The organism is Citrobacter sp. Cpo090 (assembly GCF_030332665.1).
In the GTDB taxonomy this organism is placed as follows: Bacteria; Pseudomonadota; Gammaproteobacteria; order Enterobacterales; family Enterobacteriaceae; genus Citrobacter; species Citrobacter portucalensis.
The window spans coordinates 196,770-222,892 of sequence record NZ_JAOWHK010000031.1 but is presented as its reverse complement, the minus strand read 5'-3'; the positions used below and the strand labels follow the sequence as shown (position 1 = coordinate 222,892).

The window sequence follows — 26,123 nt, the reverse complement described above, 5'->3', positions numbered from 1 at the left end:
TTCAATTTGATAAAAAGCCTGAGATTGAAAGATCTCAGGCTTTTATTTTGAGTTTGACCCGTCCTGAATAGCGTTGACACGTTGCAGACTTACCTATTCAACAATGATATTTGTCTCTGCTTTCTCCGGTAAGGTATGTGCGACACTTGCAAATCCGGGTAATGTCTTCCATACCAATGGGTCTCCAATAACAAAAATGTGTTTTTTAGCCCGGGTAAGGGCCACGTTCAGAAGATTAGGTTTGCTCGAAGCCCATTCTGCGCCGCCGCGATTGTGTACATCACATCCGAGAACAAAAATAACGATGTCATTTTCTTTCCCCTGAAAAGTATGGACTGTACCAACACAGCTTTTTTGCCACTCTTTAATTTCTTTATGTTTTAGTCGTGGTGAGTATTGTTGCCAGCTGGCCAGCTCTCTTTGTTCAATCAGTTCCAACAACGCATATTTAACAGCCTTGAATGGGGTAATAACGTAAATAGACCCCAGCTCTATATTTTCCGTGAGTAGACGGTCCAGCAGCGTAATCAGGCTTTGACCGTGACTATCTCGGTACTGCTTGTCTCCCAAACCCCCTCTTGAAACCAACCAGTGGTTTTCAAGTTCGCCATTGACGAGACGACTGCAGATTTTTTCTGTATCAAGCCCGTGAATCATCCGATTATTGTATGCCAGTTTATTAGCAATACTGAACATGGGTTCGATACAACGGCGATGTACCCATAATGGGATCCCAATCCAGATGTTATTGTTCATCATCTCTAATTTACAGCCCCAATGATTGACGCGATCGGCAACCTGTTGGACTGAGAGCTTTTCTGGATTCCACTTTTCAGCATGCTCGTGTAGAAGGTCCTGACAAAGGTGCCTAACCAGTGATGGAGAGGTGGTGAATACAGGCTCAATCTGTAATGGATCGCCCACAACGAGTACGCGTTTGGCGCGCCAGATAGCGCCGACGGCCTGTTGAGGTGATGCCTGGCCAGCTTCATCGATCATAACCCAGCCAAGCTCGCCGCCTTTTACTCCATGAAGCATACGTCCCACTGAGGCAAAGGTTGTAGAGAGTACCGGGACAAACATGCATAACGTTTGCCACCAGGGGAGTGGCGTGGGCTCAAGATGAGGGGAATTTAAAAAATTCCTCAGGCGGAGCAGGAACATTTCTCTAAAGCGATCAACGCTCCCCATTGCCTCGTAAAGCCAGGCTTGATGAAGATCCATCGCAGCCATAAACAACAGTGAGCGTTGGCGGTTGATCTGAGCGTTTTGCCAGAATGCGGTGCGCTGTAAGCCAGCATTATCGATGGGTATATGGCTATCAGGTAGAGCTATTCCTGAAAACTTATCCTTCAGGCCCCGCAATTTTTGTTCTATTTCCTCACGCTGCAGGGCGATCCTGTCTATTTCTTGCTGTAAGCGGCGTTTTTGGGTGTCTACCTCATTCAGTTGTTTACGCTGTTCAGCAACGTGCTGTGTTTTGTGTATTAATGATGCGCTAAGCATTAAAAGATGCTGTTGTGTGTTACGTAATGATGTCTGGTAAGTCTGTACCTTTTTACGATTGAGCAAACGAGTCAGCAGTCCAGGTGCATCGGCTTCCTCTATTTTTTGCTGTTGCCTGGCATGCTGAATTTGTTTTTCAATTACGTCCCGCTCAGCTTCAAATTCCTTAAGTGCGCTAAGCCGCTCTTCACATCGCACTGCCGCTTTTGCCATGTCCGAAGATAAAACATCAGATGAACAGTCAGGTTTTTTTGCCAGCAGTTCAGCTAATTCTGCTAACTGTTTTTGCAGCTCTTCTGTTGTTTTCAGGCAGTGAATGAAATGCTGCTTTGCTGCGGTGAAAGAGAGTTTATTGTGGCAAGACTTCCAGCGCCAAAGGCTGAGAAAGTTTTCGTTGTCCGGTCTAGCCATTTCGACTGATGTGTCGCGTAAAAAATGCTCATCAAACAGTAGTCTTTGGGCGAATTTTGTACGATTTGTTTTTCTTCCAAGAGCTACTGAAATTAATCCCCAACACTGTTTTTCTGTCGCAAGAGGACGAAAGAGATGGTAATTACGCTCAGTTCCTTTTCCATCTTTATCTCTTTTATGTGCAGATTTGGGTAGGGATTTTGCTGCAACTTGATTTGCGGTCGGCGACAAATAGTCAAGAGAACGAAATTCTTCGGCCAGCGATTTCTTTTGCGGTAATTCGTTAGAGATATTTTCTACGGCTGCATTATTGGATGAGGCCACAATCATTTCGAAACCGGTCAGCTCCGGGACGATAAAGCCTTCATGGGTCAGCGTATCTTCCACATTACTGAAGCCCGCAAGGACTCTCGCTCGTTCAACGACATTATGCGCAACTAAATCACGCAGCAACGTCGTTTTCCCCGTTCCCGGAGGCCCATTTACTGATAGTAATCCACCTTCAGCAAGCTCTTCTACCGCCGTGTTAATTGCAAACTGCTGCATTAATGACATCGCGTGCTCTGGCTCCGAAGGCCAACGCCCCAGAGGCATTTTAGTCGGATGCAGCTTATCGATAATGGCTGTTAGTCCTTCCTGAGAATAGAGATCAGGGTTTCTGTGAACACGGTGAGTGAGGTAAGTATTGAGTGTTCGGCATCGAGTGTCTTCCAATGATGACATTGCATCTTCAATATCCTCAAAAAAGAAGCTATTTAAGATAGGAAGTACTAATGTCTTTTCATTGTCGCTTATGAGGTCTTCCGTTTCGCTAGCTTCTTCTTGTTCCGTGTCCTGACTTTCGCTGTTGCCATTAAACCAGTCAATTTGTATTGCATATTGCCATTCAGGTTTAAAGTCTGCCCAAGATGTTAAATGAAGGTCGAGCAGTGTGAGAATATCGCTCGCGCGCAGTACTCCTGGGCCTTTTTCCCTAACGGGTTCTAGCGTAACGCAGAAATCATTGAAGGTATTGGCAAGATGCATACAATCGGCTGCGAAGACTGATGAGTCGAGTTTATGAAATTGACGTTTTTTTAGGTGGCCCAACGCCCAGGGTAGCGAACTTACTGACAGTTTATCACTCGCGGGTGCGCCTTCTCCATTCAACTGCATCTTAGCAAAACAGGTTGTCCCTTCCTGATTCAGGCGCTGTTCGCATTCTTCGTCATGTTCCTCATTTGTTCCAAGAACCTCCTGACTGAGGCTGCTGACGATATTTTTCTCGAATAATCCTACGTGGACAATAAATGATGCCTTAGATGGAATGTTATATTGCTGGCGTAATTTGTCTGAATGCCACGGAAGTGAAGCATCACCTAATGTAATTAGTTTTTTTAGTGAAATAAGCAGGCTTTTATCTTTTTTTTCAAGCGTATAAGGCTGAAAAAATTCAATACGTTGCCAGGTTCTCAGTATTTCTTGTGGGCGAGGTGTCGAATCCATCTTAGCTCTTTGATTATTATCCTAATATCAATGAATACGAGAATACTCTGATCCAGAATTTTTAGTAGATCTAAGTGGCGGATATTGTTCTCTTCTGCGGTAATGGCCTCGGCAGACCATCTTGATTACGGCTAAGACTACCGATCGTAAAAACCGATCTATCCATCATGAATAATCTAATTTTAACGAGCTTTTTGAGGGTGTAAGATAGTATTTACGAAGTATTCACCCAATAGAGAGAATAAAAGTGAAACATCTGCATCGTTTTTTTAGTAGCGACGCCTCGGGGGGCATCATTCTGATCATCGCTGCCGTGGTTGCTATGCTGATGGCAAATATCGGGGTAACCAGTGGATGGTACCACGCCTTTCTGGAAACGCCCGTTCAACTGCGGGTTGGCGCACTTGAGATCAACAAAAATATGCTGCTGTGGATCAATGACGCGTTGATGGCGGTGTTCTTCCTGTTGATTGGTCTGGAAGTAAAGCGCGAGTTAATGCAAGGTTCGCTGGCCAGTCTGCGTCAGGCGGCGTTCCCGATCATTGCTGCTATCGGAGGCATGATTGTCCCGGCATTGCTGTACCTGGCGTTCAACTATGCCGATCCCATCACCCGTGAAGGGTGGGCGATCCCGGCGGCAACGGATATCGCTTTTGCGTTAGGTGTGCTGGCGCTGTTGGGCAGCCGCGTTCCGCTGGCGTTGAAAATCTTCCTGATGGCGCTGGCGATTATTGATGACCTCGGCGCTATCGTCATCATCGCACTGTTCTATACCAGCGATCTCTCGCTGCTGTCGCTGGGCGTTGCTGCGTGCGCGATCCTCGTTCTGGCGGCATTGAATCTGTGCGGTGTAAGACGCACCGGTATTTATATTCTGGTCGGCGTGGTGCTGTGGACTGCCGTATTGAAGTCGGGCGTGCATGCGACGCTGGCGGGGGTGATCGTGGGCTTCTTCATTCCGTTGAAGGAAAAACACGGGCGTTCACCGGCGAAGCGACTGGAGCATGTTCTGCATCCGTGGGTGGCATACCTTATCCTGCCGCTGTTTGCCTTCGCCAACGCGGGCGTTTCACTGCAGGGCGTCACTATTGATGGACTGACCTCGATATTACCGCTGGGGATCATTGCGGGTTTGTTGATCGGTAAGCCGTTGGGTATCAGTCTGTTTTGCTGGCTGGCGTTACGCCTCAAGGTGGCGCAATTGCCAGAGGGAACGAATTTCCAGCAGATTATGGCGGTCGGCATTCTGTGCGGCATTGGCTTTACGATGTCGATTTTTATCGCCAGCCTGGCGTTTGGCAACGTCGATCCTGAGCTGATTAACTGGGCGAAACTGGGGATCCTGATTGGCTCCTTACTGTCGGCGGTTATTGGTTACAGCTGGTTACGCACCCGGTTGAACGCGTCAGCCTGACGGGTAGCCCTTTCGTGACAATTTTCAGGGAGAGAGTATGTCTCATATAAACTACAACCACCTGTACTACTTTTGGCATGTCTATAAAGAAGGCTCGGTGGTTGGTGCAGCAGAAGCGCTTTATCTGACACCGCAGACCATTACCGGGCAGATTAAAGCGCTTGAGGAACGCTTGCAGGGAAAGCTGTTCAAGCGCAAGGGGCGTGGGCTGGAGCCCAGTGAGTTAGGCGAATTGGTTTTTCGTTATGCGGATAAGATGTTCACCTTAAGCCAGGAAATGCTGGATATCGTGAACTACCGCAAAGAGTCTAATTTGCTGTTCGATGTTGGCGTGGCGGATGCATTATCGAAGCAACTGGTCAGTAGCGTACTGGATGCCGCTGTGGTTGAAGATGAACAAATCCATCTGCGTTGTTTTGAGTCAACGCACGAGATGCTGTTGGATCAACTCAGCCAGCATAAGCTGGATATGATTATCTCCGACTGTCCGATTGATTCAACGCAGCAGGAAGGGTTGTTCTCAGTGCGGATAGGCGAATGCAGCGTGAGTTTTTGGTGCACCAAACCGCTGCCTGAGAAACCATTCCCGGCCTGCCTTGAGGAGCGTCGATTGCTGATCCCTGGGCGTCGTTCGATGCTCGGACGTAAGCTGCTGAATTGGATTAACTCACAAGGATTGAATGTCGAAATCCTCGGCGAGTTTGATGACGCTGCGCTGATGAAAGCGTTTGGGGCAACGCATAACGCCATTTTCGTTGCGCCTACGCTGTATTCGCACAATTTCTATGCCGATGATTCTATTGTTGAAATTGGACGCGTAGAGAATGTGATGGAGGAGTATCACGCCATATTTGCGGAAAGGATGATCCAGCATCCGGCGGTGCAGCGTATCTGCAATGCGGACTACTCGGCGCTCTTTACGCCAACGAACAAATGACAGACATAAAAAAACCCGCTTGCGCGGGTTTTTTCACAAAGCGACAACAAGCAGGCGATTAAGCCAGTTTGTTGATCTGTGCAGTCAGGTTTGCTTTATGACGTGCAGCTTTGTTTTTGTGGATCAGACCTTTAGCAGCCTGACGGTCCACGATTGGTTGCATTTCGTTAAATGCTTTCAGTGCAGTAGCTTTGTCGCCAGCTTCGATAGCTGCGTATACTTTCTTGATGAAAGTACGCATCATAGAGCGACGGCTAGCGTTGTGCTTGCGGGCCTTTTCAGACTGAACGGCGCGCTTCTTAGCTGATTTGATATTAGCCAAGGTCCAACTCCCAAATGTGTTCTATATGGACAATTCAAAGGCCGAGGAATATGCCCTTTTAGCCTTCTTTTGTCAATGGATTTGTGCAAATAAGCGCCGTTTAAATTACAGCACTCGTTGCGTAGTGATGGCGCAGGATTCTACCAGCTTGCGTGCTGTGAATACAGCTTTTCGACGAGAAAAATTGCATTGGCGTGCCCGTGGAGGTCTGCAATTTGTTTCATAACAATGAAAACAATCCTCTTTCTGTTTCGTAGAAACAATCGCCGGTTAACGTTGACCGCGGTACAGGGTATACTTTCACGATTTTCACTGTTTTGAGCCAGACATGAAGCTGATACGAGGCATACATAATCTCAGTCAGGCCCCGCATGGGTGTGTGCTGACTATTGGTAATTTCGACGGCGTGCACCGTGGCCACCGTGCGTTGCTGCAAGGCTTACGGGAAGAAGGGCGCAAACGCAATTTACCGGTGGTGGTGATGATTTTCGAACCACAGCCGCTGGAACTGTTTGCGACGGAGAAGTCACCTGCGCGCCTTACCCGCCTGCGGGAAAAACTGCGTTATCTGGCGGAATGCGGCGTGGACTACGTGCTGTGCGTGCGTTTTGACAGGCGCTTTGCGGCATTAACGGCGCAGACCTTCATCAGCGATCTGCTGGTTAAGCGCCTTGGTGTACAATTTCTTGCCGTTGGCGATGATTTCCGCTTTGGCGCTAGCCGTGCGGGCGATTTCTTGTTATTACAGGAAGCGGGCGCTGAGTATGGTTTTGATATCACCAGCACCCAAACCTTCTGCGAAGGCGGTGTGCGCATTAGCAGCACCGCGGTACGTCAGGCGCTTGCAGAAGATAACCTGCAACTGGCCGAAAGCCTGCTTGGGCATCCTTTTACTATCTCAGGACGTGTCGTTCACGGTGATGAATTAGGGCGCACCATCGGTTTTCCGACGGCAAACTTACCGCTGCGTCGCCAGGTTTCTCCGGTGAAAGGGGTTTATGCGGTTGAAGTGATGGGACTGGGTGACAAACCGTTGCCCGGCGTCGCCAACATCGGCACCCGCCCGACGGTAGCAGGCGTACGCCAGCAGTTGGAAGTGCATCTATTGGACGTTGTAATGGACCTGTATGGTCGCCATATAGATGTAGTACTGCGTAAAAAAATACGCAGCGAACAGCGATTTGCCTCGCTGGATGAGCTAAAAGCGCAGATTGCGCGTGATGAGTTGACTGCCCGTGAATTTTTTGGGCTAACAAAACCGGCTTAATGCCTATACGAGTTTTAAATACGGAACCGAGAATCTGATGAGTGACTATAAATCAACCCTGAATTTGCCGGAAACAGGGTTCCCGATGCGCGGCGATCTCGCCAAGCGCGAACCGGGAATGCTGGCGCGTTGGACTGATGATGACCTGTACGGCATCATTCGTGCGGCCAAAAAAGGCAAAAAAACCTTCATTCTGCATGATGGCCCTCCTTATGCGAATGGCAGCATTCATATTGGTCACTCGGTTAACAAGATTCTGAAAGACATTATCGTGAAGTCCAAAGGACTCACGGGCTATGACTCACCTTACGTTCCGGGCTGGGACTGCCACGGTCTGCCGATCGAGCTGAAAGTGGAGCAGGAATACGGCAAGCCGGGCGAGAAGTTCACCGCCGCTGAGTTCCGTGCCAAGTGCCGCGAATACGCAGCGACCCAGGTTGACGGTCAGCGTAAAGACTTTATCCGTCTTGGCGTGCTGGGCGACTGGTCGCATCCGTACCTGACTATGGACTTCAAAACCGAAGCCAACATCATTCGTGCGCTGGGTAAAATCATCGGCAACGGTCACCTGCACAAAGGTGCGAAGCCGGTGCACTGGTGCGTTGACTGCCGTTCCGCGCTGGCGGAAGCGGAAGTTGAGTATTATGACAAAACCTCCCCATCCATCGACGTAGCGTTCCACGCTGCCGATCAGGATGCGGTGAAGGCGAAATTTGGCGTTTCTGACGTCAACGGCCCGATCTCTCTGGTTATCTGGACCACTACCCCGTGGACGTTACCGGCGAACCGCGCAATCTCTCTGGCACCTGATTTTGACTATGCGCTGGTGCAGATTGATGGTCAGGCTGTGATTCTGGCGAAAGATCTGGTTGAAAGCGTCATGCAACGTATTGGCGCGGCTGAATACACCATTCTCGGCACCGTTAAAGGCGCTGAGCTGGAACTGCTGCGCTTTACCCATCCGTTTATGGGCTTTGACGTGCCGGCTATCCTTGGCGATCACGTTACGCTGGACGCGGGTACCGGTGCGGTCCATACCGCTGGTGGCCACGGTCCGGATGACTACGTCATCAGCCAGAAGTACGGTCTGGAAATCGCTAATCCGGTTGGTCCGGACGGCGCATACCTGGCGGGTACCTATCCGGATCTGGACGGCGTGAACGTCTTTAAAGCCAACGACAAAATCGTTGCGCTGCTGAGCGAAAAAGGTGCGCTGCTGCATGTTGAGAAGATGCAGCACAGCTACCCATGCTGCTGGCGTCACAAGTCACCGATCATCTTCCGTGCGACGCCACAGTGGTTCGTCAGCATGGACCAGAAAGGTCTGCGCGCTCAGTCGCTGAAAGAAATCAAAGGCGTGCAGTGGATCCCGGACTGGGGTCAGGCGCGTATTGAATCGATGGTTGCCAACCGTCCTGACTGGTGTATCTCCCGTCAGCGTACGTGGGGCGTGCCGATGTCTCTGTTTGTTCACAAAGATACCGAAGAGCTGCATCCGCGCGCTATCGAACTGATGGAAGAAGTCGCCAAACGCGTTGAAGTTGACGGCATCCAGGCCTGGTGGGATCTCGACCCGAAAGATATCCTCGGCGACGAAGCTGACCAGTATGTCAAAGTCCCGGATACGCTGGACGTGTGGTTCGACTCCGGTTCAACCCATTCATCCGTCGTGGACGTGCGTCCTGAGTTTGCAGGCCATGCGGCAGATATGTATCTGGAAGGTTCTGACCAGCACCGTGGCTGGTTCATGTCTTCCCTGATGATCTCCACCGCCATGAAAGGCAAAGCACCTTATCGCCAGGTACTGACCCACGGTTTCACCGTTGATGGTCAGGGCCGTAAGATGTCCAAATCTATCGGTAACACCGTTTCTCCGCAGGACGTGATGAACAAACTGGGCGCGGATATTCTGCGTCTGTGGGTTGCTTCTACCGACTATACTGGCGAAATGGCCGTTTCTGACGAAATCCTGAAACGTGCTGCCGACAGCTATCGTCGTATCCGTAACACCGCGCGCTTCCTGCTGGCGAACCTGAATGGGTTCGATCCAGTGAAAGACATGGTGAAACCGGAAGATATGGTGGTGCTGGATCGTTGGGCGGTAGGTTGTGCGCAAGCGGCACAGGAAGAGATCCTGAAAGCCTACGAAGCCTATGATTTCCACGAAGTGGTACAGCGCCTGATGCGCTTCTGCTCCGTAGAAATGGGCTCGTTCTACCTCGACATCATCAAAGACCGTCAGTACACCGCGAAAGCGGACAGCGTGGCGCGTCGTAGCTGCCAGACTGCACTGTTCCATATCGCTGAAGCGCTGGTTCGCTGGATGGCGCCAATCATGTCCTTCACCGCCGATGAAATCTGGGGCTACCTGCCGGGCGATCGTGAGAAGTACGTCTTTACCGGTGAATGGTACGAAGGTCTGTTTGGTTTAGGCGAAACCGAAGCGATGAACGATGCCTACTGGGACGAGCTGCTGAAAGTGCGCGGCGAAGTGAACAAGGTCATCGAGCAGGCGCGTGCGGATAAGAAAGTCGGCGGTTCTCTGGAAGCGGCAGTGACCCTGTACGCTGAACCTGAACTGGCGGCAAAACTGACCGCGCTGGGCGAAGAGTTGCGCTTTGTTCTGCTGACCTCCGGTGCGACGGTTGCGGATTATGCAGCGGCTCCTGCTGATGCTCAGCAGAGCGAACTGCTCAAAGGTCTGAAAATCGTACTGAGCAAGGCCGAAGGTGAGAAATGCCCGCGCTGCTGGCATTACACTACCGACGTCGGCCAGGTGGCGGAACATGCAGATATCTGCGGACGCTGTGTCAGCAACATCGCCGGTGATGGCGAACAACGTAAGTTTGCCTGATGAGTAAGCCTCTTTGTTCAACAGGACTACGCTGGCTGTGGCTGGTAGTAGTCGTGCTGATTATCGATTTAGGCAGCAAATACCTGATCCTCCAGAACTTTGCTCTGGGGGATACGGTGTCGCTGTTTCCGTCGCTTAATCTGCACTACGCACGTAACTACGGTGCGGCGTTTAGCTTCTTAGCTGACAGCGGCGGCTGGCAACGTTGGTTCTTTGCCGGCATCGCTATCGGTATTTGCGTCATCCTGATGGTGATGATGTATCGCTCGAAGGCGACGCAGAAGCTGAACAACATCGCGTATGCATTAATCATTGGCGGGGCGCTGGGCAACCTGTTCGACCGCCTGTGGCACGGCTTCGTGGTTGATATGATTGACTTTTACGTCGGAGACTGGCATTTCGCGACCTTCAATCTGGCCGATACAGCTATCTGTATCGGGGCAGCATTGATTGTCCTCGAAGGCTTCTTACCGTCGAAAGAGAAAAAAGCCGCATAAAAAAATGCCGGATGGCGCTATGCTGATCCGGCCTACAATATACTGCGATGCTTGTAGGCCCGGTAAGCGTAGCGCCACCGGGCAAACAGGCGGCAGCAATTTTAAAGAGCAACCTGCATGTCTAAATCAGTACAGAGTAACAGTGCGGTGCTGGTGCACTTCACCCTTAAGCTCGACGATGGCTCCACCGCAGAGTCAACCCGCAATAACGGCAAGCCTGCGCTGTTTCGCCTGGGCGACGGTTCTCTGTCTGAAGGACTGGAACAACACCTGCTGGGGCTAAAAGAAGGTGATAAAACCACTTTTGCTCTGGAGCCGGATGCCGCCTTTGGCGTGTCAAGTCCGGACTTAATTCAGTATTTCTCGCGTCGGGAATTTATGGACGCGGGCGAGCCAGAAATTGGCGCTATCATGCTCTTTACCGCAATGGACGGCAGTGAGATGCCTGGCGTGATCCGCGAAATCAACGGTGACTCGATCACGGTTGATTTCAACCATCCGCTGGCCGGGCATACCGTTCATTTTGATATTGAAGTGCTGGAAGTCGAACCGGCACTGGAGGCGTAAAATGCAGATCCTGTTGGCCAACCCGCGCGGTTTTTGCGCTGGCGTAGACCGCGCTATCAGCATTGTGGAAAACGCGCTGGCTATTTATGGCGCGCCGATTTATGTCCGTCACGAGGTGGTGCATAACCGCTATGTGGTGGATAGCCTGCGCGAGCGCGGCGCTATTTTTATCGAGCAAATCAGCGAAGTGCCGGATGGCGCGATCCTGATTTTCTCCGCTCATGGCGTGTCTCAGGCGGTGCGTAACGAAGCCAAAGGCCGTGACCTCACGGTTTTTGATGCGACCTGCCCGCTGGTCACGAAAGTGCATATGGAAGTTGCCCGCGCCAGCCGTCGTGGCGAAGAATCCATTCTGATTGGTCACGCCGGGCACCCGGAAGTCGAAGGCACGATGGGTCAGTACAGCAACCCGCAAGGGGGAATGTATCTGGTTGAATCACCAGATGATGTGCTGAAACTGAATGTGAAAAATGAAGGCAAATTATCCTTCATGACTCAGACAACGCTTTCCGTTGACGACACTTCTGACGTTATTGATGCTCTGCGTCAACGCTTCCCGAAAATTGTCGGGCCGCGCAAAGACGATATCTGTTATGCCACCACCAACCGTCAGGAAGCGGTTCGCGCGCTGGCGGAACAGGCTGATGTTGTGCTGGTGGTCGGCTCGAAGAACTCCTCTAACTCCAACCGTCTGGCTGAACTGGCCCAGCGAATGGGGAAAGCAGCGTATTTGATTGACGATGCGACCGACATCCAGGAAGCGTGGGTGAAAGAGGCGAAGTGCGTAGGCGTGACGGCCGGAGCCTCGGCGCCGGATATCCTGGTGCAAAACGTGATTGCTCGCCTGCAGGAGCTTGGCGGTGGGGAAGCTATTCCGCTGGAAGGCCGCGAAGAGAACATCGTTTTCGAAGTGCCGAAAGAGCTGCGTGTGGATGTTCGTGAAGTAGAGTAAGTCTTTCCGGTTACGATTATGAGAAGATGCCAGACTTAACGTCTGGCATTTTTTTATGGAGAAACCATGCGCTTACCGATCATTCTTGATACCGATCCCGGCATTGATGATGCCGCCGCCATTGCCGCCGCGCTGTTTGCCCCTGAGCTGGATCTGCAACTGATGACCACGGTAGCAGGCAATGTGTCGGTGGAAAAAACCACTCGCAATGCGTTGCAACTGCTGCACTTCTGGAATGCGGATGTTCCACTGGCGCAGGGAGCATCGATGCCGCTGGTGCGACCGCTGCGTGATGCCGCTTCCGTGCACGGCGAGTCTGGTATGGAAGGGTATGAATTTGTCGAACACGACCGCCAGGCGATGGCAAAACCCGCCTTCCAGGCGATTCGCGATGCGCTGATGCATGCCCCGCAGCCCGTGACGTTGGTGGCGATTGGCCCGCTGACCAACATTGCGCTGCTGCTGACCCATTATCCTGAATGCGTATTTAACATTCACCGTCTGGTGATTATGGGCGGCTCTGCCGGGCGCGGGAACTTCACACCCAACGCCGAGTTTAATATTGCTATCGATCCCGAGGCCGCAGCGAAAGTCTTCCAGAGCGGGCTGGAGATTGTGATGTGTGGGCTGGATGTCACTAATCAGGCTATGCTCGCCCCGGACTATCTGGCGACGTTGACTCAGCTTAACCAGACGGGAAAAATGCTGCACGCGCTGTTTAGCCATTACCGTAGCGGCAGTATGAATACGGGGCTGCGAATGCACGATCTGTGCGCCATTGCCTGGCTGGTGCGCCCGGAACTGTTTACCCTGCAGTCGTGTTTCGTGGCGGTTGAAACCCAGGGTGAATATACCTCGGGTACGACGGTGGTGGACATCGAAGGACGTTTGGGGCATCCGGCAAATGCGCAGGTTGCGCTGGGCCTGAACGTGGAAGGTTTCCAGCAGTGGGTGGCAGAGGTGCTGGCACTGGCCCCTTGAGGCTGTGATCCGGCCCGCAATATGCAGACAGAATTAGCAGGTTAATCGATTAATCTGCTAATCTGATCCTGTTGTTCTCCTCGGGCCGGAGACACATATGAACCTTTCTTTTATCCAGCCACCGCAGGTGGCGTGGGCAAGCGGCGCTTTGGCCGATGGCCCGTTATTGCACAAATCTACCCGTATTCAGGATCTTACTGACGTTTTTGCCGATGAAAACGCCCGTCAGCAATTGGCTGGCGAGCAGGTCGTGTATGACGTTGAGATGCTGGATACGTCTTCCGCTGAAGGTGAACTCTACACCGGCGTTACCCATCTTTATCCTGGCCGGGTCGGCTCCGAGTATTTTATGACCCGCGGGCATTTCCATGCGCGCCGCGAACAGGGGGAAGTCTATTTTGGTCTGCGTGGCACCGGTTTGCTGCTGTTGCAAACCGAACAGGGCGACGCGAGGCTGGAAAAAGTATTCGCCGGATCCGTCCACATTATCCCCGGCTTTACCGCGCACCGGTTAATCAATACCGGGGAAGAGGTGCTGTCGGCGATCGCCGTATGGCCGGGGATTGCGGGCCATGATTATGCGGCGCTCACCAGGGGCTTCAGAATAAGAGTCTTTGAGGAAAATAAGAGGGTTCAGGCGAAGGAGGTACAGAATGGCTGACTTAGCGCATTCTTACGGCCTCGATATGACGGTTCATCATCACCCGCTTGGTTTTAGCTATGGGGATGAGGTTACCGGGCCGATGCCGGAAATTCGTCAACTCGATGACATCCGCGCCTCGCTGCGCGATCCGCACTGTGAAGGGCCGCAAGAGGTGTATGCCATTGCGATGGATGTGGCGCGAATGCAGGATCGCGAAGAGCTGAAAAAGCGGATGCTGTTGTTTGGCGTGGTGACCTATGCGGCGGGACGGTTGGGGGAGGAGCCGGTACGTAGTCAGGGACATATTCATCGTATCAGCCAGCACAGCGGCTGGTCCCCGCCGGAGCTGTACGAAATCTGGCAGGGAAAAGCAATAATCTATATGCAGGAGTATGTTGAGGACGACCCAGGCCGCTGTTTTGCTGTAATCGCCGGACCCGGTGAGAAAGTGTTGGTACCTCCCGGTTGGGGGCATGCGACCATATCCGCAGATCCGGATGTCCCGTTAACCTTTGGCGCGTGGTGCGATCGTGAATATGGTTTTGAGTACGACGCCGTGCGCGCGCATAAAGGGTTGGCGTGGTACCCGTTACTGCAGGGAAACAACGTTATCTGGCAGCATAATCCGCGTTACATTCCCGGACGACTGCAGGCCATTACGCCCCGACAATATACGGAGTTCTCGATTACTTCCGCACCTGTTTACCAGCAGTTCATCGAGGACCCGGCGCGATTTCAATTTATCTCGCGCCCGGACAAGCATCCCGAGCTGTGGCAAAACTTTCACCCATAAAGAGCCGGGGCATAGCCCCGGTACTGATTTTGTCTGGCCTACAAACTGAAAAACGCGGCACAGTACAGTAGGCCGGATAAGCGTACGCGCCATCCGGCAAATGACAGGCACTACCCCGCAAACAGGCCCGTGGCGACGCCGAGGGCGGCCAGTATCAACAGTAAAATCATCGCTTTCACTGGCGACACACCACGCTTGGCCATCAGATACCAGGTGCCAAGTACCACAATCAGCGGCAGTAACTGCGGGAAGATACCGTCCAGCATTTGTTGAACATGGATATTCACCCCATCTTTGGTAATAAATTCCAGCCCGGTGCCAAGCTTAACGTAACTTGCCGCCACGCCCCCCATGACAAACACGCCCAGCAGCGATAACGCTTCACGCAGACGGGCAGACTTGCTGCTCACCAGCATTTCCACCGAGCCGGAACCCATCTTGTAGCCTTTCAGGAACAGGAACCACGAGCCGGGAATGATGATAGCCAACCAGGCAACGGTATAAAACAGTGGCCCCAGAATATTACCGCCGGCCGCCAGGGCCATACCGATGCTGAGCAGGATAGGGATCAACATGCCAGGGATCATTGAATCGCCGATCCCGGCAATAGGGCCCATCAGACCAACTTTCAGGGTATTGATGGTCTCCCCATCGATCGGCTCACCGTTCGCTTTTTTCTCTTCCAGCCCCAGCACCATGCCATTTACGATCGCGCCTATCTGGGGTTCCGTATTATAAAACGAGGCGTGGCGGCGCAGCATCTCAGTTCGTTGGGCCGCGTCGGGATAGAGCTTTTTCGCCACCGGAAGCATGCTCAGACAAAAGCCAAAAGATTCCAGACGTTCAAAGCTCATCGACGACAAGTTGTGCATCATCCATGCGCGCCAACAGCGGCGAAGATCTTTACGCGTAAGTGTACGTTCTTCCATCAGAATTCATCCTCATCAACATCGGCTACCGACTTTGCATTCGCGGCCTGCGGCGGTTCCGGTTTGTAGTTGTAATGGATCAACGCCAGCAGTGAACCGACGATCACCAGCGCGACCATGTTGAGTTTTAAAAAGACGATACAGACAAAACCGACGAGGAAGTAGATCAACATGGTGTAGTTTTTGATGATCTGCTTGAGCAAAATCGCGATCCCGACGGCGGGTAAAATGCCGCCCAGTACGTTCATCGTCGACAGAACAATTTTCGGCAAACTGTCCATAAAGCCGCTGATGTATTGCGCCCCGAAGTAGACCGCAATAAAGGTCGGAACAAAACGCAGGACAAAGTTTGTCACCTGTGGCCAGACGGCGCTGTTCAGGTAAATACCGCGTTCATCGCCCCGTTCCAGCGCCACATCTGCCCGGTGATTCCAGAAAGAGTTCAGTACCATCATCGCGTTAAACAAAATGGTTCCGGCGATACCGATTGTGGCCGCCAGCGCGACCGCGACTTCAGGGCCTTTTCCGGAAAGGATCCCTAAAGCAATTGCCGGGTAAGCGACAAAGTTGAGGTCGGCGGGCATTGAACCGCCGGGCGTGACCATCGCGATATACACCGCCTGAACCGCAACGCCAATCATGATCCCGGTTTTAATGTCGCCGAGAATAATCCCGACCAGCATTCCGGAAATCAGCGGGCGGGTGATCAGGTACCAGCCGCCGGTCAGTCCCAGCAGCCAGGGACTGCTGAGGGCGCCGAGATAGCAAAGTATGCCAATCAACGTAGCTTCGATAATCATCGTGCGCTCCTTATTTCAGCTTCTGACGTGCGTCCTGCCAGCTGTAGCAACTGGCATCAGGCACCAGGCGAAACTCAACCAGGTGCCCATGCTGCGTTAGCCAGTCAAAAGCGGCAATTTCATCCCCGTTGACCGACTGATTCGGGCCGATGGTGGTGGTATCAGCACGAGCACTCATTGGACCCACATTAATCTTGCCGTTGGCATTTTTCAGGCTGATACCCGCTTCTTCAATGCGTTTGAGCGTCACGGGGGATTTACCAATGACAAAATAACGCTTCTCGCTGGCAATGACTTTTGGCAGTTTTTCAATCGCGGTGGCCGTATCAAACAACCAGACTTTGGTGTCCTGTACGGCGCCTTTCATCACCGAAGAGAGCAGAGGGTCGGCCGCGACGGCGTCGTCTATAGCGACAATTCCGTCACAGGGCAGCTCTTTGGCCCAGCGTGTCACGAGCTGCCCATGGATTACGCGGTCATCGATACGTACAAAAGAAATACTCATAGTGGTTTCCTTTAAAAATCGTCGGACTGAACGGATAAAACCGGGGCGGCTTTAATCAGCGTGGGTACCGTCAACGCCAGCAGCTCGACGGCTGCGGCGTGAACGTCCGTTAAATGGCAGATCTCTTCGCTTTGTAACAACATTGGGAAATTGACTCCCGCCACAACGGCAACGGGAGGAACCGTTTGTGCAGAAAACGCATGATGGCAGGCGACATTCCACGGTGTACCGCTTTGCATGTCACACAGCACCAGAACGCCGTCAGCGTCTTTCCCGGCACTTGCGAGAACTTGAGAAAATGTCTGCTTAAACCCTTCGATACCTGCCTGTTCACTCAGCGTGACGGGGTAAACATGCGGTAATTCTCCGTAAACCATACGACCGCTGGCGAGAAGCGCTTCCGCCAGGGGACCATGGGTGGCAACAATAACGTTAATCATGCGCTTATCCTCTGACCCAGGCTTTAATCGTGGCAAGCTGTTGACCGATGCCTTTGCCAAACGGCGAAATGCGATACTCTCCAACGGCAGCAGGGATGATAAAGGTCTCTGCATAGTTGACGACAAACGGGGCAAACGCGCCGCTCGGGCTTTCAACAACGGCCTGAGCACCTTCGACCAGATTCAGGACGTTTACGCCGCCATGGGTATGGTGAGTGACCGGTGCCGTAAACCAGTGGCGACGCGTTTCGATAAACTCGCGTTCGTGCATCCCGGTTCTTTCTTCTCGCCAACCTTCTCCTTCAGCGATAGGTTCAATGCGGTTGACCAGGTTGTCGTGCACCCATTGCGTGTCACGCTGCCAGTCAATAACCTGCTGACCGTGATCCAGATGCACCGGGCGTGGTAAGCCGTCTAACCCTAAGCGACCCCAGTCCCACAGTTTGAAGGTGAAAATATACGGCGTTGCGCTGATCTCCAGCACCATGGTGCCCGCTCCTGAACAGTGAACAGTTCCGGCGGGGATCAGGAAGTGATCGTGTTTATGCGCAGGGATCTGATTCACGAATCGTTCATCATCAAACGTTTTTTCACCACGCCCCGCGGCCCGGAGATCGTCGAGCATATCCTGCGGCGCGATCCCGGTTTTGGTGCCGAGATACACCACGGCGTCTGGCTCGGCTTCGAGAATGTAATAGCTCTCATCCTGGGTATAGTGCATGCCAAACTGCTGCTGAATGTATTCGGTGAGCGGATGAACCTGAAAGCTCAAATTCTGGCCGCCAATAGTGTCAAGAAAGTCAAAACGGATCGGGAATTCCGCGCCAAAGCGCGCGTGAACTTTTTCGCCCAGCAGGGGACGGGGAAGGGTCAGCACCAGATCCTGAGAGGGGATCTCGATCCGCACGTTGCCAAAACGCAGTAACAGGCTGTTTTCCTCGGGCACGCAATCAAAACACCACGCGTAATTGGGGGCTGAGGGATCGAGATCGAAGCGTTGTTTCATCCATTGCCCGCCCCAGACGCCTGGGTCAAAGAAAGGAGCAACGCGAAACGGTTGTTGGGTGGTTTGTTGCAGACCGGCGCGTAGCGCGTCGCCGCTGACCATCGCGGGACTATTTTCTACCGTGGTATCGAGCAAATAATCGGCGCGTTTGAGTAACGGCGTTTTGTGTTTGTCGAAGACCCGCCATTCAATGAAAAAAGCACGTTTGTAACGACGAAGAATATCTTCATCCTGGTTTTCTGCCCCCCAGTTACCCAGCCCGTCATGGCGCATGCGCTGCTGAATTTCCCAGCGCGGAAGGTCAGCATAAACAAGCACGTCACCCGGGTGTGCCAATGCAGCGCCAGAGCCGTATACCACGACCAGCCCTTCACTAACGGCATCAATCTGTTGGCGAAGCTGGCTGAGTTTGTCGCTATCAAAAAATTCATCCAGGTGATGGCAGGAAAGCACGCCGAATACGCGATCGTCGGTCAGGTTACGCGCCAGTAAATCATGCAGGGCCTGCTCATCGCGGCGGGCGGATTCAATATTCAACACCAGTGCGGCATCTAATGTCGTCACGAGCTGTTGCTCCAGCTCTTCAAGCCGCACGCCCGGATAGCAATCCACGATCAATACGGTTTTGCTTGCGCCAGAAACTTTGGTGTTAATCACTGAATGGATCGACGACCAACCCTGCCAGGCGTGGTTGTCATAGCCCTGAACGTTAACCTCAGGGAATTTATTATAGGTTGTACGCATTTTCTGTCTCCGTGTTGGCTTATTTAAGATTAATCGATTAACCTTATTTTCATAGTGTGGTTAACGCGATTAACCCGCCATAATCAGAATCCCGTGCGGTGAAAAGCACGTTAGCGTGATGTGAATCACACGTATAAAGACAAGATTTCGGTTATTCGATTAACCTTCGCAATAAATCAGGAGAAGTCATGACAACAGTCACGTTGGCGCAGGTAGCGGAACGCGCGGGAGTCTCCACGGCAACCGTTTCAATGGTATTGCGTAACCGGGGGCGTATTTCTCAGGCCACGCGTGACCGCGTGCTCAAAGCGCTGGACGATGCTGGCTACGTTTATAATCAAACCGCCGCCAACCTGCGTAACCGGAGCAGTAATCAGGTCGGATTGTTGTTACACGATATCACTAACCCTTTTTATGGTGAGATGACGGCAGGGCTAAGCCATGAGATGGAGAGGCATGACCTGCTGCTGTTTCTGGCAAACAGCGAAGAGTCAGGAGAACGGCAGCAAAAATTTGTTGATTCGTTGATGCGCAATAATGCCTGCGGCATGGTGCTCTGTGCGGCGCGCGAAACGCCGACCTCCTTCTTCGAAGCGCTGAAACGGCGCAATATTCCCGCCATCATGGTGGTCCGTCCCCTTAGCGATCCTGATTTTGATTTTGTGGGCACTGATAACTTTCTCGGTACGCAAATGGCCACTACCCATTTAGTCAAAATGGGGCACAAGAATATTGCGTTTATTGGGGGCAGCCCAAGTTCCGGGAGCCGGGCGCAGCGTATCGGTGGATTCACCAGCACGTTGCTGGAGCACGGAATATCGCCGAATCCGCAATGGATAGTGGCGACGCAGGCCAGCCAAATTGACGGCGCAAAAGCGGCGGAGTCGCTTCTTCTGCGCTTCCCGCAAATTACCGCCGCCGTTTGTTACCAGGATATCGTGGCGCTTGGGGTCATGCAGGCATTACGTAAAATGGGGCGCGAACCTGGGCGTGATTTTGCGCTGGTGGGGTTCGACGACATCACTGAAGCGGCGCTGGTTCAACCTGCGCTCACCACCGTGTCGGTGGCGGCAAAAGAGATAGGTCGCAAGGCCGGGGAACTGCTTTATAGTCGCATTCAGGGAAATGACGAACCACCGAAACGTATTATTCTACCGCCTGCGCTGGTGGTCAGAGAATCATGTGGTTTTAGCTGATCGTCATGCCTTTTACTGATATCTCTGCCTGTTTATCATTAAATTCTAATTATCGACGTTTTCGGCTGGCGGCGCAGCGTTGTGCTGGTTAATCTGAAAACGATTTACGTAAAATTAACAAAAGAGAATAGCTATGCATGATGCACAAATCCGCGTTGCCATCGCGGGAGCCGGAGGACGCATGGGGCGTCAGTTGATTCAGGCCACTCTCGGCATGGAAGGCGTACAGCTCGGCGCGGCGCTGGAGCGCGAAGGCTCGTCCTTGCTGGGAAGCGATGCCGGAGAGTTAGCGGGAGCCGGGAAAACGGGCGTTACCGTGCAAAGCAGTCTTGAAGCGGTGAAAGATGATTTCGATGTTTTCATCGATTTTACCCGCCCGGAAGGCACGCTGGCGCATCTGGCGTTTTGCCGCCAGCACGGTAAAGGGATGGTGATTGGCACCACCGGCTTTGATGACGCCGGTAAACAGGCTATTCGCGATGCTGCGCAGGAGATTGCTATCGTTTTCGCCGCGAACTTTAGCGTTGGCGTTAACGTCATGCTTAAGCTGCTGGAGAAGGCGGCGAAAGTGATGGGCGATTACACCGATATCGAGATTATTGAAGCCCACCACCGCCATAAAGTTGATGCGCCGTCAGGCACTGCGCTGGCGATGGGCGAGGCAATTGCCGGGGCGCTGGATAAAGATTTAAAAGAGTGCGCTGTCTATTCGCGTGAAGGTTACACCGGTGAGCGCGTACCGGGCACGATCGGTTTTGCCACGGTGCGGGCGGGGGATATCGTCGGGGAGCATACCGCAATGTTTGCTGATATTGGCGAGCGTATTGAGATCACGCATAAAGCGTCCAGCCGCATGACTTTTGCCAATGGCGCAGTGCGATCGGCGATTTGGCTAAAATCAAAGTCAAATGGTCTTTTTGATATGAAAGATGTGCTTGATTTACGCAGTTTATAGCTTTCATTACCCTTCGTGATGTGGTTATTGTAATCATAATTATTTGATTACATAGGGCAATATTTTATTGCCCTTTTATTTTTAGCTTTTTAGTATGTTTTTTCTTTCAGATTGGTGTTTTTATATGTTTTGTTGGGTGTTTTTGTTATCTCAATGTAAATTTTGACCAAATGGTCCACTTTTTTCTCTCTTACATTCTGTTTTTACACTCTTTGCCTGCCGCAAGCGTTTTCCACCCTGAGTTAGCTGATCTTTTTGCCTGTTAAATCGTGTGATTTATCCCAATGGCGTAAAATAATAATAAAAATTACCCTTTTGGGTAGACTTTTACGTGGGCTATCTCTAGAATGCCGCCGTTTGCCAGAAATCCATAGGTAAGCAAATTTGCATTGATTCATGAGGTGTTAATGAATTAATATGCAAATAAAGTGAGTGAATATTCTCTGGAGGGTGTTTTGATTAAGTCAGCGCTATTGGTTCTGGAAGACGGAACCCAGTTTCACGGTCGGGCCATAGGGGCAACAGGTTCGGCGGTTGGGGAAGTCGTTTTCAATACTTCAATGACCGGTTATCAAGAAATCCTCACTGATCCTTCCTATTCCCGCCAAATCGTCACTCTTACTTATCCTCATATCGGTAATGTCGGCACCAATGAAGCCGATGCAGAATCTTCTCAGGTACATGCGCAAGGCCTGGTCATCCGCGACCTGCCGCTGATTGCCAGCAACTTCCGCGATACCGAAGACCTCTCTTCTTACCTCAAGCGCCATAACATTGTGGCGATTGCTGATATCGATACCCGTAAGCTGACGCGTTTGCTGCGTGAAAAGGGTGCACAGAACGGCTGCATCATCGCGGGCGATAACCCGGATGCGGCGCTGGCACTGGAAAAAGCAAAAGCTTTCCCTGGCCTGAATGGTATGGATCTGGCGAAAGAAGTGACCACCGCGGAGCCTTATAGCTGGACGCAGGGGAGCTGGACGCTGGCCGGTGACCTGCCGGAAGCAAAATCCGCTGATGAGCTGCCGTTCCACGTTGTGGCTTACGATTTCGGTGCCAAACGTAACATTCTGCGTATGTTAGCGGACCGCGGCTGCCGCCTGACGGTTGTACCGGCGAAAACCTCTGCAGAAGAAGTCCTGAAGATGAATCCGGACGGTATCTTCCTGTCCAACGGCCCTGGCGACCCGGCGCCGTGCGACTACGCAATTACCGCGATTCAGAAATTCCTCGAAACCGATATTCCGGTATTTGGCATCTGCCTCGGCCATCAGCTGCTGGCGCTGGCGAGCGGTGCGAAGACCATTAAGATGAAGTTTGGCCACCACGGCGGCAACCATCCGGTAAAAGATATTGATAACAACACCGTGATGATCACCGCACAGAACCATGGTTTTGCCGTAGATGAAGCGTCGATGCCTGCCAACCTGCGCGTGACCCACAAGTCACTGTTCGATGGCACCCTGCAGGGGATTCATCGTACCGACAAACCGGCGTTTAGCTTCCAGGGGCATCCTGAAGCGAGTCCGGGTCCGCACGACGCTGCACCGCTGTTCGACCACTTTATCGAGTTAATTGAGCAATACCGTCAGTCCGCGAAATAATCAGGAGTAAAAGAGCCATGCCAAAACGTACAGACATAAAAAGTATCCTGATTCTGGGCGCGGGTCCGATTGTTATCGGTCAGGCGTGTGAGTTTGACTATTCCGGTGCGCAGGCGTGTAAAGCCCTGCGTGAAGAGGGTTACCGCGTTATTCTGGTGAACTCAAACCCGGCAACCATCATGACCGACCCGGAAATGGCCGATGCCACCTACATCGAGCCGATTCACTGGGAAGTAGTACGCAAAATTATTGAGAAAGAACGCCCGGACGCGGTGCTGCCAACCATGGGCGGTCAGACAGCGCTGAACTGTGCGCTGGAACTGGAACGCCAGGGCGTACTGGCTGAGTTCGGCGTGACCATGATTGGCGCAACGGCGGATGCCATTGATAAAGCGGAAGACCGTCGTCGCTTCGATATCGCGATGAAGAAGATTGGTCTCGACACCGCGCGTTCAGGCATCGCTCACACCATGGAAGAAGCGCTGGCGGTTGCCGCTGACGTTGGCTTCCCGTGCATTATCCGTCCTAGCTTCACCATGGGCGGCACCGGTGGCGGTATCGCCTACAACCGCGAAGAGTTCGAAGAAATCTGCGAACGCGGTCTGGATCTTTCCCCAACCAACGAGCTGCTGATTGATGAATCACTGATTGGCTGGAAAGAGTACGAGATGGAAGTGGTGCGTGATAAAAACGACAACTGCATCATCGTCTGCTCCATCGAAAACTTCGATGCGATGGGCATCCATACCGGTGACTCCATCACCGTAGCACCTGCCCAGACGCTAACCGACAAAGAATATCAAATCATGCGTAACGCCTCGATGGCGGTACTGCGTGAAATCGGCGTAGAAACTGGCGGTTCTAACGTCCAGTTTGCGGTAAACCCGAAAAACGGTCGCCTGATTGTCATCGAGATGAACCCGCGCGTATCCCGCTCCTCGGCGCTGGCGTCCAAAGCTACCGGCTTCCCGATTGCGAAAGTCGCTGCCAAGCTGGCCGTAGGTTACACCCTCGACGAACTGATGAACGACATCACCGGTGGCCGTACTCCGGCCTCGTTTGAGCCGTCCATCGACTACGTTGTGACGAAAATTCCACGCTTCAACTTCGAGAAATTCGTTGGCGCTAATGACCGTCTGACCACGCAGATGAAATCTGTCGGTGAAGTGATGGCGATTGGCCGCACCCAGCAGGAATCGCTGCAGAAAGCGCTGCGCGGTCTGGAAGTGGGCGCGACCGGTTTCGACCCGAAAGTAAGCCTGGACGACCCGGAAGCACTGACTAAAATCCGTCGCGAGCTGAAAGACGCTGGCGCTGAGCGCATCTGGTACATCGCCGATGCCTTCCGTGCTGGCCTGTCCGTCGATGGCGTGTTCAACCTGACCAACATTGACCGCTGGTTCCTGGTGCAGATTGAAGAGCTGGTACGCCTGGAAGAAAAAGTCACCGACCTTGGCATCAACGGGCTTGACGCTGACTTCCTGCGTGTACTGAAGCGTAAAGGTTTCGCCGATGCGCGTCTGGCGAAACTGGCTGGCGTTCGCGAAGCGGAAATCCGCAAGCTGCGTGACCAGTATAACCTGCATCCGGTTTACAAACGCGTGGATACCTGTGCGGCAGAATTTGCCACCGACACCGCTTACATGTACTCCACCTATGAAGATGAGTGCGAAGCGAATCCGTCCGTCGACCGCGATAAAATCATGGTGCTGGGCGGTGGTCCAAACCGTATCGGTCAGGGCATTGAGTTCGACTACTGCTGCGTACACGCCTCGCTGGCGCTACGTGAAGACGGTTACGAGACCATCATGGTCAACTGTAACCCGGAAACGGTTTCAACCGATTACGACACCTCCGACCGCCTGTACTTCGAGCCGGTCACGCTGGAAGACGTACTGGAAATCGTGCGTATCGAGAAGCCGAAAGGCGTCATCGTACAGTACGGCGGCCAGACCCCGCTGAAGCTGGCGCGTGCGCTGGAAGCGGCAGGTGTGCCGGTTATTGGTACCAGCCCGGATGCCATCGACCGTGCGGAAGACCGCGAGCGTTTCCAGCAGGCGGTTGACCGTCTGAAGCTGAAACAACCGGCGAACGCTACCGTAACCGCCATTGAGATGGCCGTTGAGAAGGCGAAAGAGATTGGCTACCCGCTGGTGGTGCGTCCATCGTATGTTCTCGGTGGTCGCGCGATGGAAATCGTCTACGACGAAGCCGACCTGCGTCGCTACTTCCAGACCGCGGTCAGCGTTTCTAACGATGCGCCGGTATTGCTGGACCGTTTCCTTGACGATGCGGTTGAAGTGGACGTGGACGCTATCTGCGACGGCGAAATGGTGCTGATTGGCGGTATCATGGAGCACATCGAACAGGCGGGTGTACACTCCGGTGACTCCGCATGTTCCCTGCCAGCGTACACCCTGAGCCAGGAAATTCAGGATGTGATGCGCCAACAGGTGCAGAAACTGGCCTTCGAACTGCAGGTTCGCGGTCTGATGAACGTTCAGTTTGCGGTGAAGAATAACGAAGTTTACCTGATTGAAGTGAACCCGCGTGCGGCGCGTACCGTTCCGTTCGTCTCCAAGGCTACCGGTGTACCGCTGGCGAAAGTCGCGGCGCGCGTGATGGCCGGGAAAACGCTGGCACAGCAGGGCGTAACCAAAGAAGTAATCCCGCCGTACTACTCGGTAAAAGAAGTGGTGCTGCCGTTCAACAAATTCCCGGGCGTTGACCCGCTGTTAGGGCCAGAAATGCGCTCTACCGGGGAAGTGATGGGCGTGGGCCGTACCTTCGCGGAAGCGTTCGCCAAGGCACAGTTGGGCAGTAGCTCCACCATGAAAAAACAGGGTCGTGCGCTGCTCTCCGTTCGCGAAGGCGATAAAGAGCGCGTGGTTGACCTTGCGGCGAAACTGCTGAAGTTTGGCTTCGAGCTGGATGCGACGCACGGGACCGCGATTGTTCTGGGTGAAGCGGGTATCAATCCACGTCTGGTGAACAAGGTGCATGAAGGTCGTCCGCACATTCAGGACCGTATTAAGAATGGCGAATATACCTACATCATCAATACCACCGAAGGTCGTCAGGCGATTGAAGACTCCAAGCTGATTCGCCGCAGCGCGCTGCAGTACAAAGTGCATTATGACACTACGCTGAACGGCGGTTTCGCCACAGCAATGGCGCTGAATGCTGATGCTACCGAGAAGGTGACGTCGGTTCAGGAAATGCACGCGCAGATCAAAAAGTCGTAAATAAAGGGTCCGGCGGATATTGCTCTAACCGGACCTGTAATATAATTTTGAAAGGGTTTCTGTAAAGAAA

General features: G+C 52.7%; 22 protein-coding genes. 15 read left to right on the top strand and 7 right to left on the bottom strand.

Annotated elements, in window-relative coordinates:
• Positions 1 to 93: 93 nt before the first annotated feature.
• Positions 94 to 3,402, bottom strand: coding sequence for a DEAD/DEAH box helicase (locus tag OGY83_RS15990; RefSeq protein WP_286636299.1), 3,309 nt, complete (start codon positions 3,400 to 3,402; stop codon positions 94 to 96).
• A gap of 247 nt (positions 3,403 to 3,649) precedes the next feature.
• Between OGY83_RS15990 and nhaA the strand changes: the two genes are divergently transcribed.
• Both nhaA and nhaR read left to right on the top strand, forming a co-directional pair.
• A complete protein-coding gene (nhaA, locus tag OGY83_RS15985; protein ID WP_079937135.1) occupies positions 3,650 to 4,816 on the top strand; it encodes a Na+/H+ antiporter NhaA in 1,167 nt (388 codons plus the stop codon).
• 37 nt (positions 4,817 to 4,853) lie between these two features.
• On the top strand, positions 4,854 to 5,753 hold the full coding sequence (gene nhaR, locus OGY83_RS15980; RefSeq protein ID WP_003829732.1) for a transcriptional activator NhaR: 900 nt from the start codon (positions 4,854 to 4,856) through the stop codon (positions 5,751 to 5,753).
• Between the two features lie 58 nt (positions 5,754 to 5,811).
• Here the strand turns inward: nhaR and rpsT are convergent, their stop codons facing one another.
• Entirely contained in the window at positions 5,812 to 6,075 is a 264-nt protein-coding gene (gene rpsT / locus OGY83_RS15975) for a 30S ribosomal protein S20 (protein ID WP_003018940.1), read from the bottom strand.
• A gap of 117 nt (positions 6,076 to 6,192) precedes the next feature.
• Here rpsT and OGY83_RS15970 point away from each other — a divergent pair, with 117 nt between their 5' ends.
• The 9 genes from OGY83_RS15970 (at position 6,193) to OGY83_RS15930 (ending at position 14,629) form a co-directional block, all read left to right on the top strand.
• Positions 6,193 to 6,396 carry a DUF2575 family protein gene (locus OGY83_RS15970; protein ID WP_079937267.1) on the top strand — a complete coding sequence of 68 codons (204 nt, stop codon included), beginning with the start codon at positions 6,193 to 6,195 and terminating at the stop codon, positions 6,394 to 6,396.
• Positions 6,397 to 6,403: 7 nt separating this feature from the next.
• Positions 6,404 to 7,342: a bifunctional riboflavin kinase/FAD synthetase gene (gene ribF, locus OGY83_RS15965; protein WP_079937134.1), complete on the top strand. Its 939-nt coding sequence runs from the start codon at positions 6,404 to 6,406 to the stop codon at positions 7,340 to 7,342.
• Positions 7,343 to 7,379: 37 nt separating this feature from the next.
• Entirely contained in the window at positions 7,380 to 10,196 is a 2,817-nt protein-coding gene (gene ileS / locus OGY83_RS15960) for an isoleucine--tRNA ligase (protein WP_191227789.1), read from the top strand.
• Positions 10,196 to 10,693: a signal peptidase II gene (lspA, locus tag OGY83_RS15955; RefSeq protein ID WP_003018932.1), complete on the top strand. Its 498-nt coding sequence runs from the start codon at positions 10,196 to 10,198 to the stop codon at positions 10,691 to 10,693. The genes ileS and lspA overlap by 1 nt, the downstream gene beginning before the upstream one ends.
• 117 nt (positions 10,694 to 10,810) lie before the next feature.
• On the top strand, positions 10,811 to 11,260 hold the full coding sequence (gene fkpB / locus OGY83_RS15950; RefSeq protein WP_003018929.1) for an FKBP-type peptidyl-prolyl cis-trans isomerase: 450 nt from the start codon (positions 10,811 to 10,813) through the stop codon (positions 11,258 to 11,260).
• 1 nt (position 11,261) lies between these two features.
• The gene (ispH, locus tag OGY83_RS15945; RefSeq protein WP_003018925.1) at positions 11,262 to 12,212 is read left to right on the top strand and encodes a 4-hydroxy-3-methylbut-2-enyl diphosphate reductase; all 951 of its coding nucleotides are present in this window, start codon (positions 11,262 to 11,264) and stop codon (positions 12,210 to 12,212) included.
• Between the two features lie 66 nt (positions 12,213 to 12,278).
• A complete protein-coding gene (gene rihC / locus OGY83_RS15940; RefSeq protein ID WP_286636298.1) occupies positions 12,279 to 13,193 on the top strand; it encodes a ribonucleoside hydrolase RihC in 915 nt (304 codons plus the stop codon).
• A gap of 97 nt (positions 13,194 to 13,290) precedes the next feature.
• Positions 13,291 to 13,854 (top strand): glucose-6-phosphate isomerase family protein, encoded by a 564-nt coding sequence (locus OGY83_RS15935; RefSeq protein WP_286636297.1) that lies wholly within the window; start codon positions 13,291 to 13,293, stop codon positions 13,852 to 13,854.
• Positions 13,847 to 14,629: a glucose-6-phosphate isomerase family protein gene (locus tag OGY83_RS15930; protein ID WP_191227786.1), complete on the top strand. Its 783-nt coding sequence runs from the start codon at positions 13,847 to 13,849 to the stop codon at positions 14,627 to 14,629. The genes OGY83_RS15935 and OGY83_RS15930 overlap by 8 nt, the downstream gene beginning before the upstream one ends.
• 110 nt (positions 14,630 to 14,739) lie before the next feature.
• Here OGY83_RS15930 and OGY83_RS15925 read toward each other — a convergent pair whose 3' ends face one another.
• The 5 genes from OGY83_RS15925 to OGY83_RS15905 are packed head-to-tail and all read right to left on the bottom strand — an operon-like array spanning position 14,740 to position 19,053.
• Complete coding sequence (locus OGY83_RS15925) at positions 14,740 to 15,558, bottom strand: PTS system mannose/fructose/sorbose family transporter subunit IID (protein WP_016151643.1); 819 nt, start codon at positions 15,556 to 15,558, stop codon at positions 14,740 to 14,742.
• Complete coding sequence (locus OGY83_RS15920) at positions 15,558 to 16,358, bottom strand: PTS mannose/fructose/sorbose/N-acetylgalactosamine transporter subunit IIC (RefSeq protein ID WP_191213432.1); 801 nt, start codon at positions 16,356 to 16,358, stop codon at positions 15,558 to 15,560. Before OGY83_RS15920 ends, OGY83_RS15925 begins: the two co-directional genes overlap by 1 nt.
• A gap of 10 nt (positions 16,359 to 16,368) precedes the next feature.
• On the bottom strand, positions 16,369 to 16,863 hold the full coding sequence (locus tag OGY83_RS15915; RefSeq protein ID WP_003837349.1) for a PTS sugar transporter subunit IIB: 495 nt from the start codon (positions 16,861 to 16,863) through the stop codon (positions 16,369 to 16,371).
• Positions 16,864 to 16,874: 11 nt separating this feature from the next.
• Positions 16,875 to 17,303: a PTS sugar transporter subunit IIA gene (locus OGY83_RS15910; RefSeq protein WP_048214970.1), complete on the bottom strand. Its 429-nt coding sequence runs from the start codon at positions 17,301 to 17,303 to the stop codon at positions 16,875 to 16,877.
• Between the two features lie 4 nt (positions 17,304 to 17,307).
• A complete protein-coding gene (locus OGY83_RS15905; protein ID WP_286636294.1) occupies positions 17,308 to 19,053 on the bottom strand; it encodes a class I mannose-6-phosphate isomerase in 1,746 nt (581 codons plus the stop codon).
• A gap of 188 nt (positions 19,054 to 19,241) precedes the next feature.
• Between OGY83_RS15905 and OGY83_RS15900 the strand changes: the two genes are divergently transcribed.
• The 4 genes from OGY83_RS15900 (at position 19,242) to carB (ending at position 26,053) form a co-directional block, all read left to right on the top strand.
• Complete coding sequence (locus OGY83_RS15900) at positions 19,242 to 20,249, top strand: LacI family DNA-binding transcriptional regulator (RefSeq protein ID WP_087052195.1); 1,008 nt, start codon at positions 19,242 to 19,244, stop codon at positions 20,247 to 20,249.
• 133 nt (positions 20,250 to 20,382) lie between these two features.
• Positions 20,383 to 21,204, top strand: coding sequence for a 4-hydroxy-tetrahydrodipicolinate reductase (gene dapB, locus OGY83_RS15895; RefSeq protein WP_286636292.1), 822 nt, complete (start codon positions 20,383 to 20,385; stop codon positions 21,202 to 21,204).
• 455 nt (positions 21,205 to 21,659) lie between these two features.
• On the top strand, positions 21,660 to 22,808 hold the full coding sequence (carA, locus tag OGY83_RS15890) for a glutamine-hydrolyzing carbamoyl-phosphate synthase small subunit (protein ID WP_079937123.1): 1,149 nt from the start codon (positions 21,660 to 21,662) through the stop codon (positions 22,806 to 22,808).
• A 17-nt stretch (positions 22,809 to 22,825) separates the two neighbouring features.
• A complete protein-coding gene (gene carB / locus OGY83_RS15885; RefSeq protein ID WP_079937122.1) occupies positions 22,826 to 26,053 on the top strand; it encodes a carbamoyl-phosphate synthase large subunit in 3,228 nt (1,075 codons plus the stop codon).
• The last annotated feature ends 70 nt before the right edge of the window (positions 26,054 to 26,123 follow it).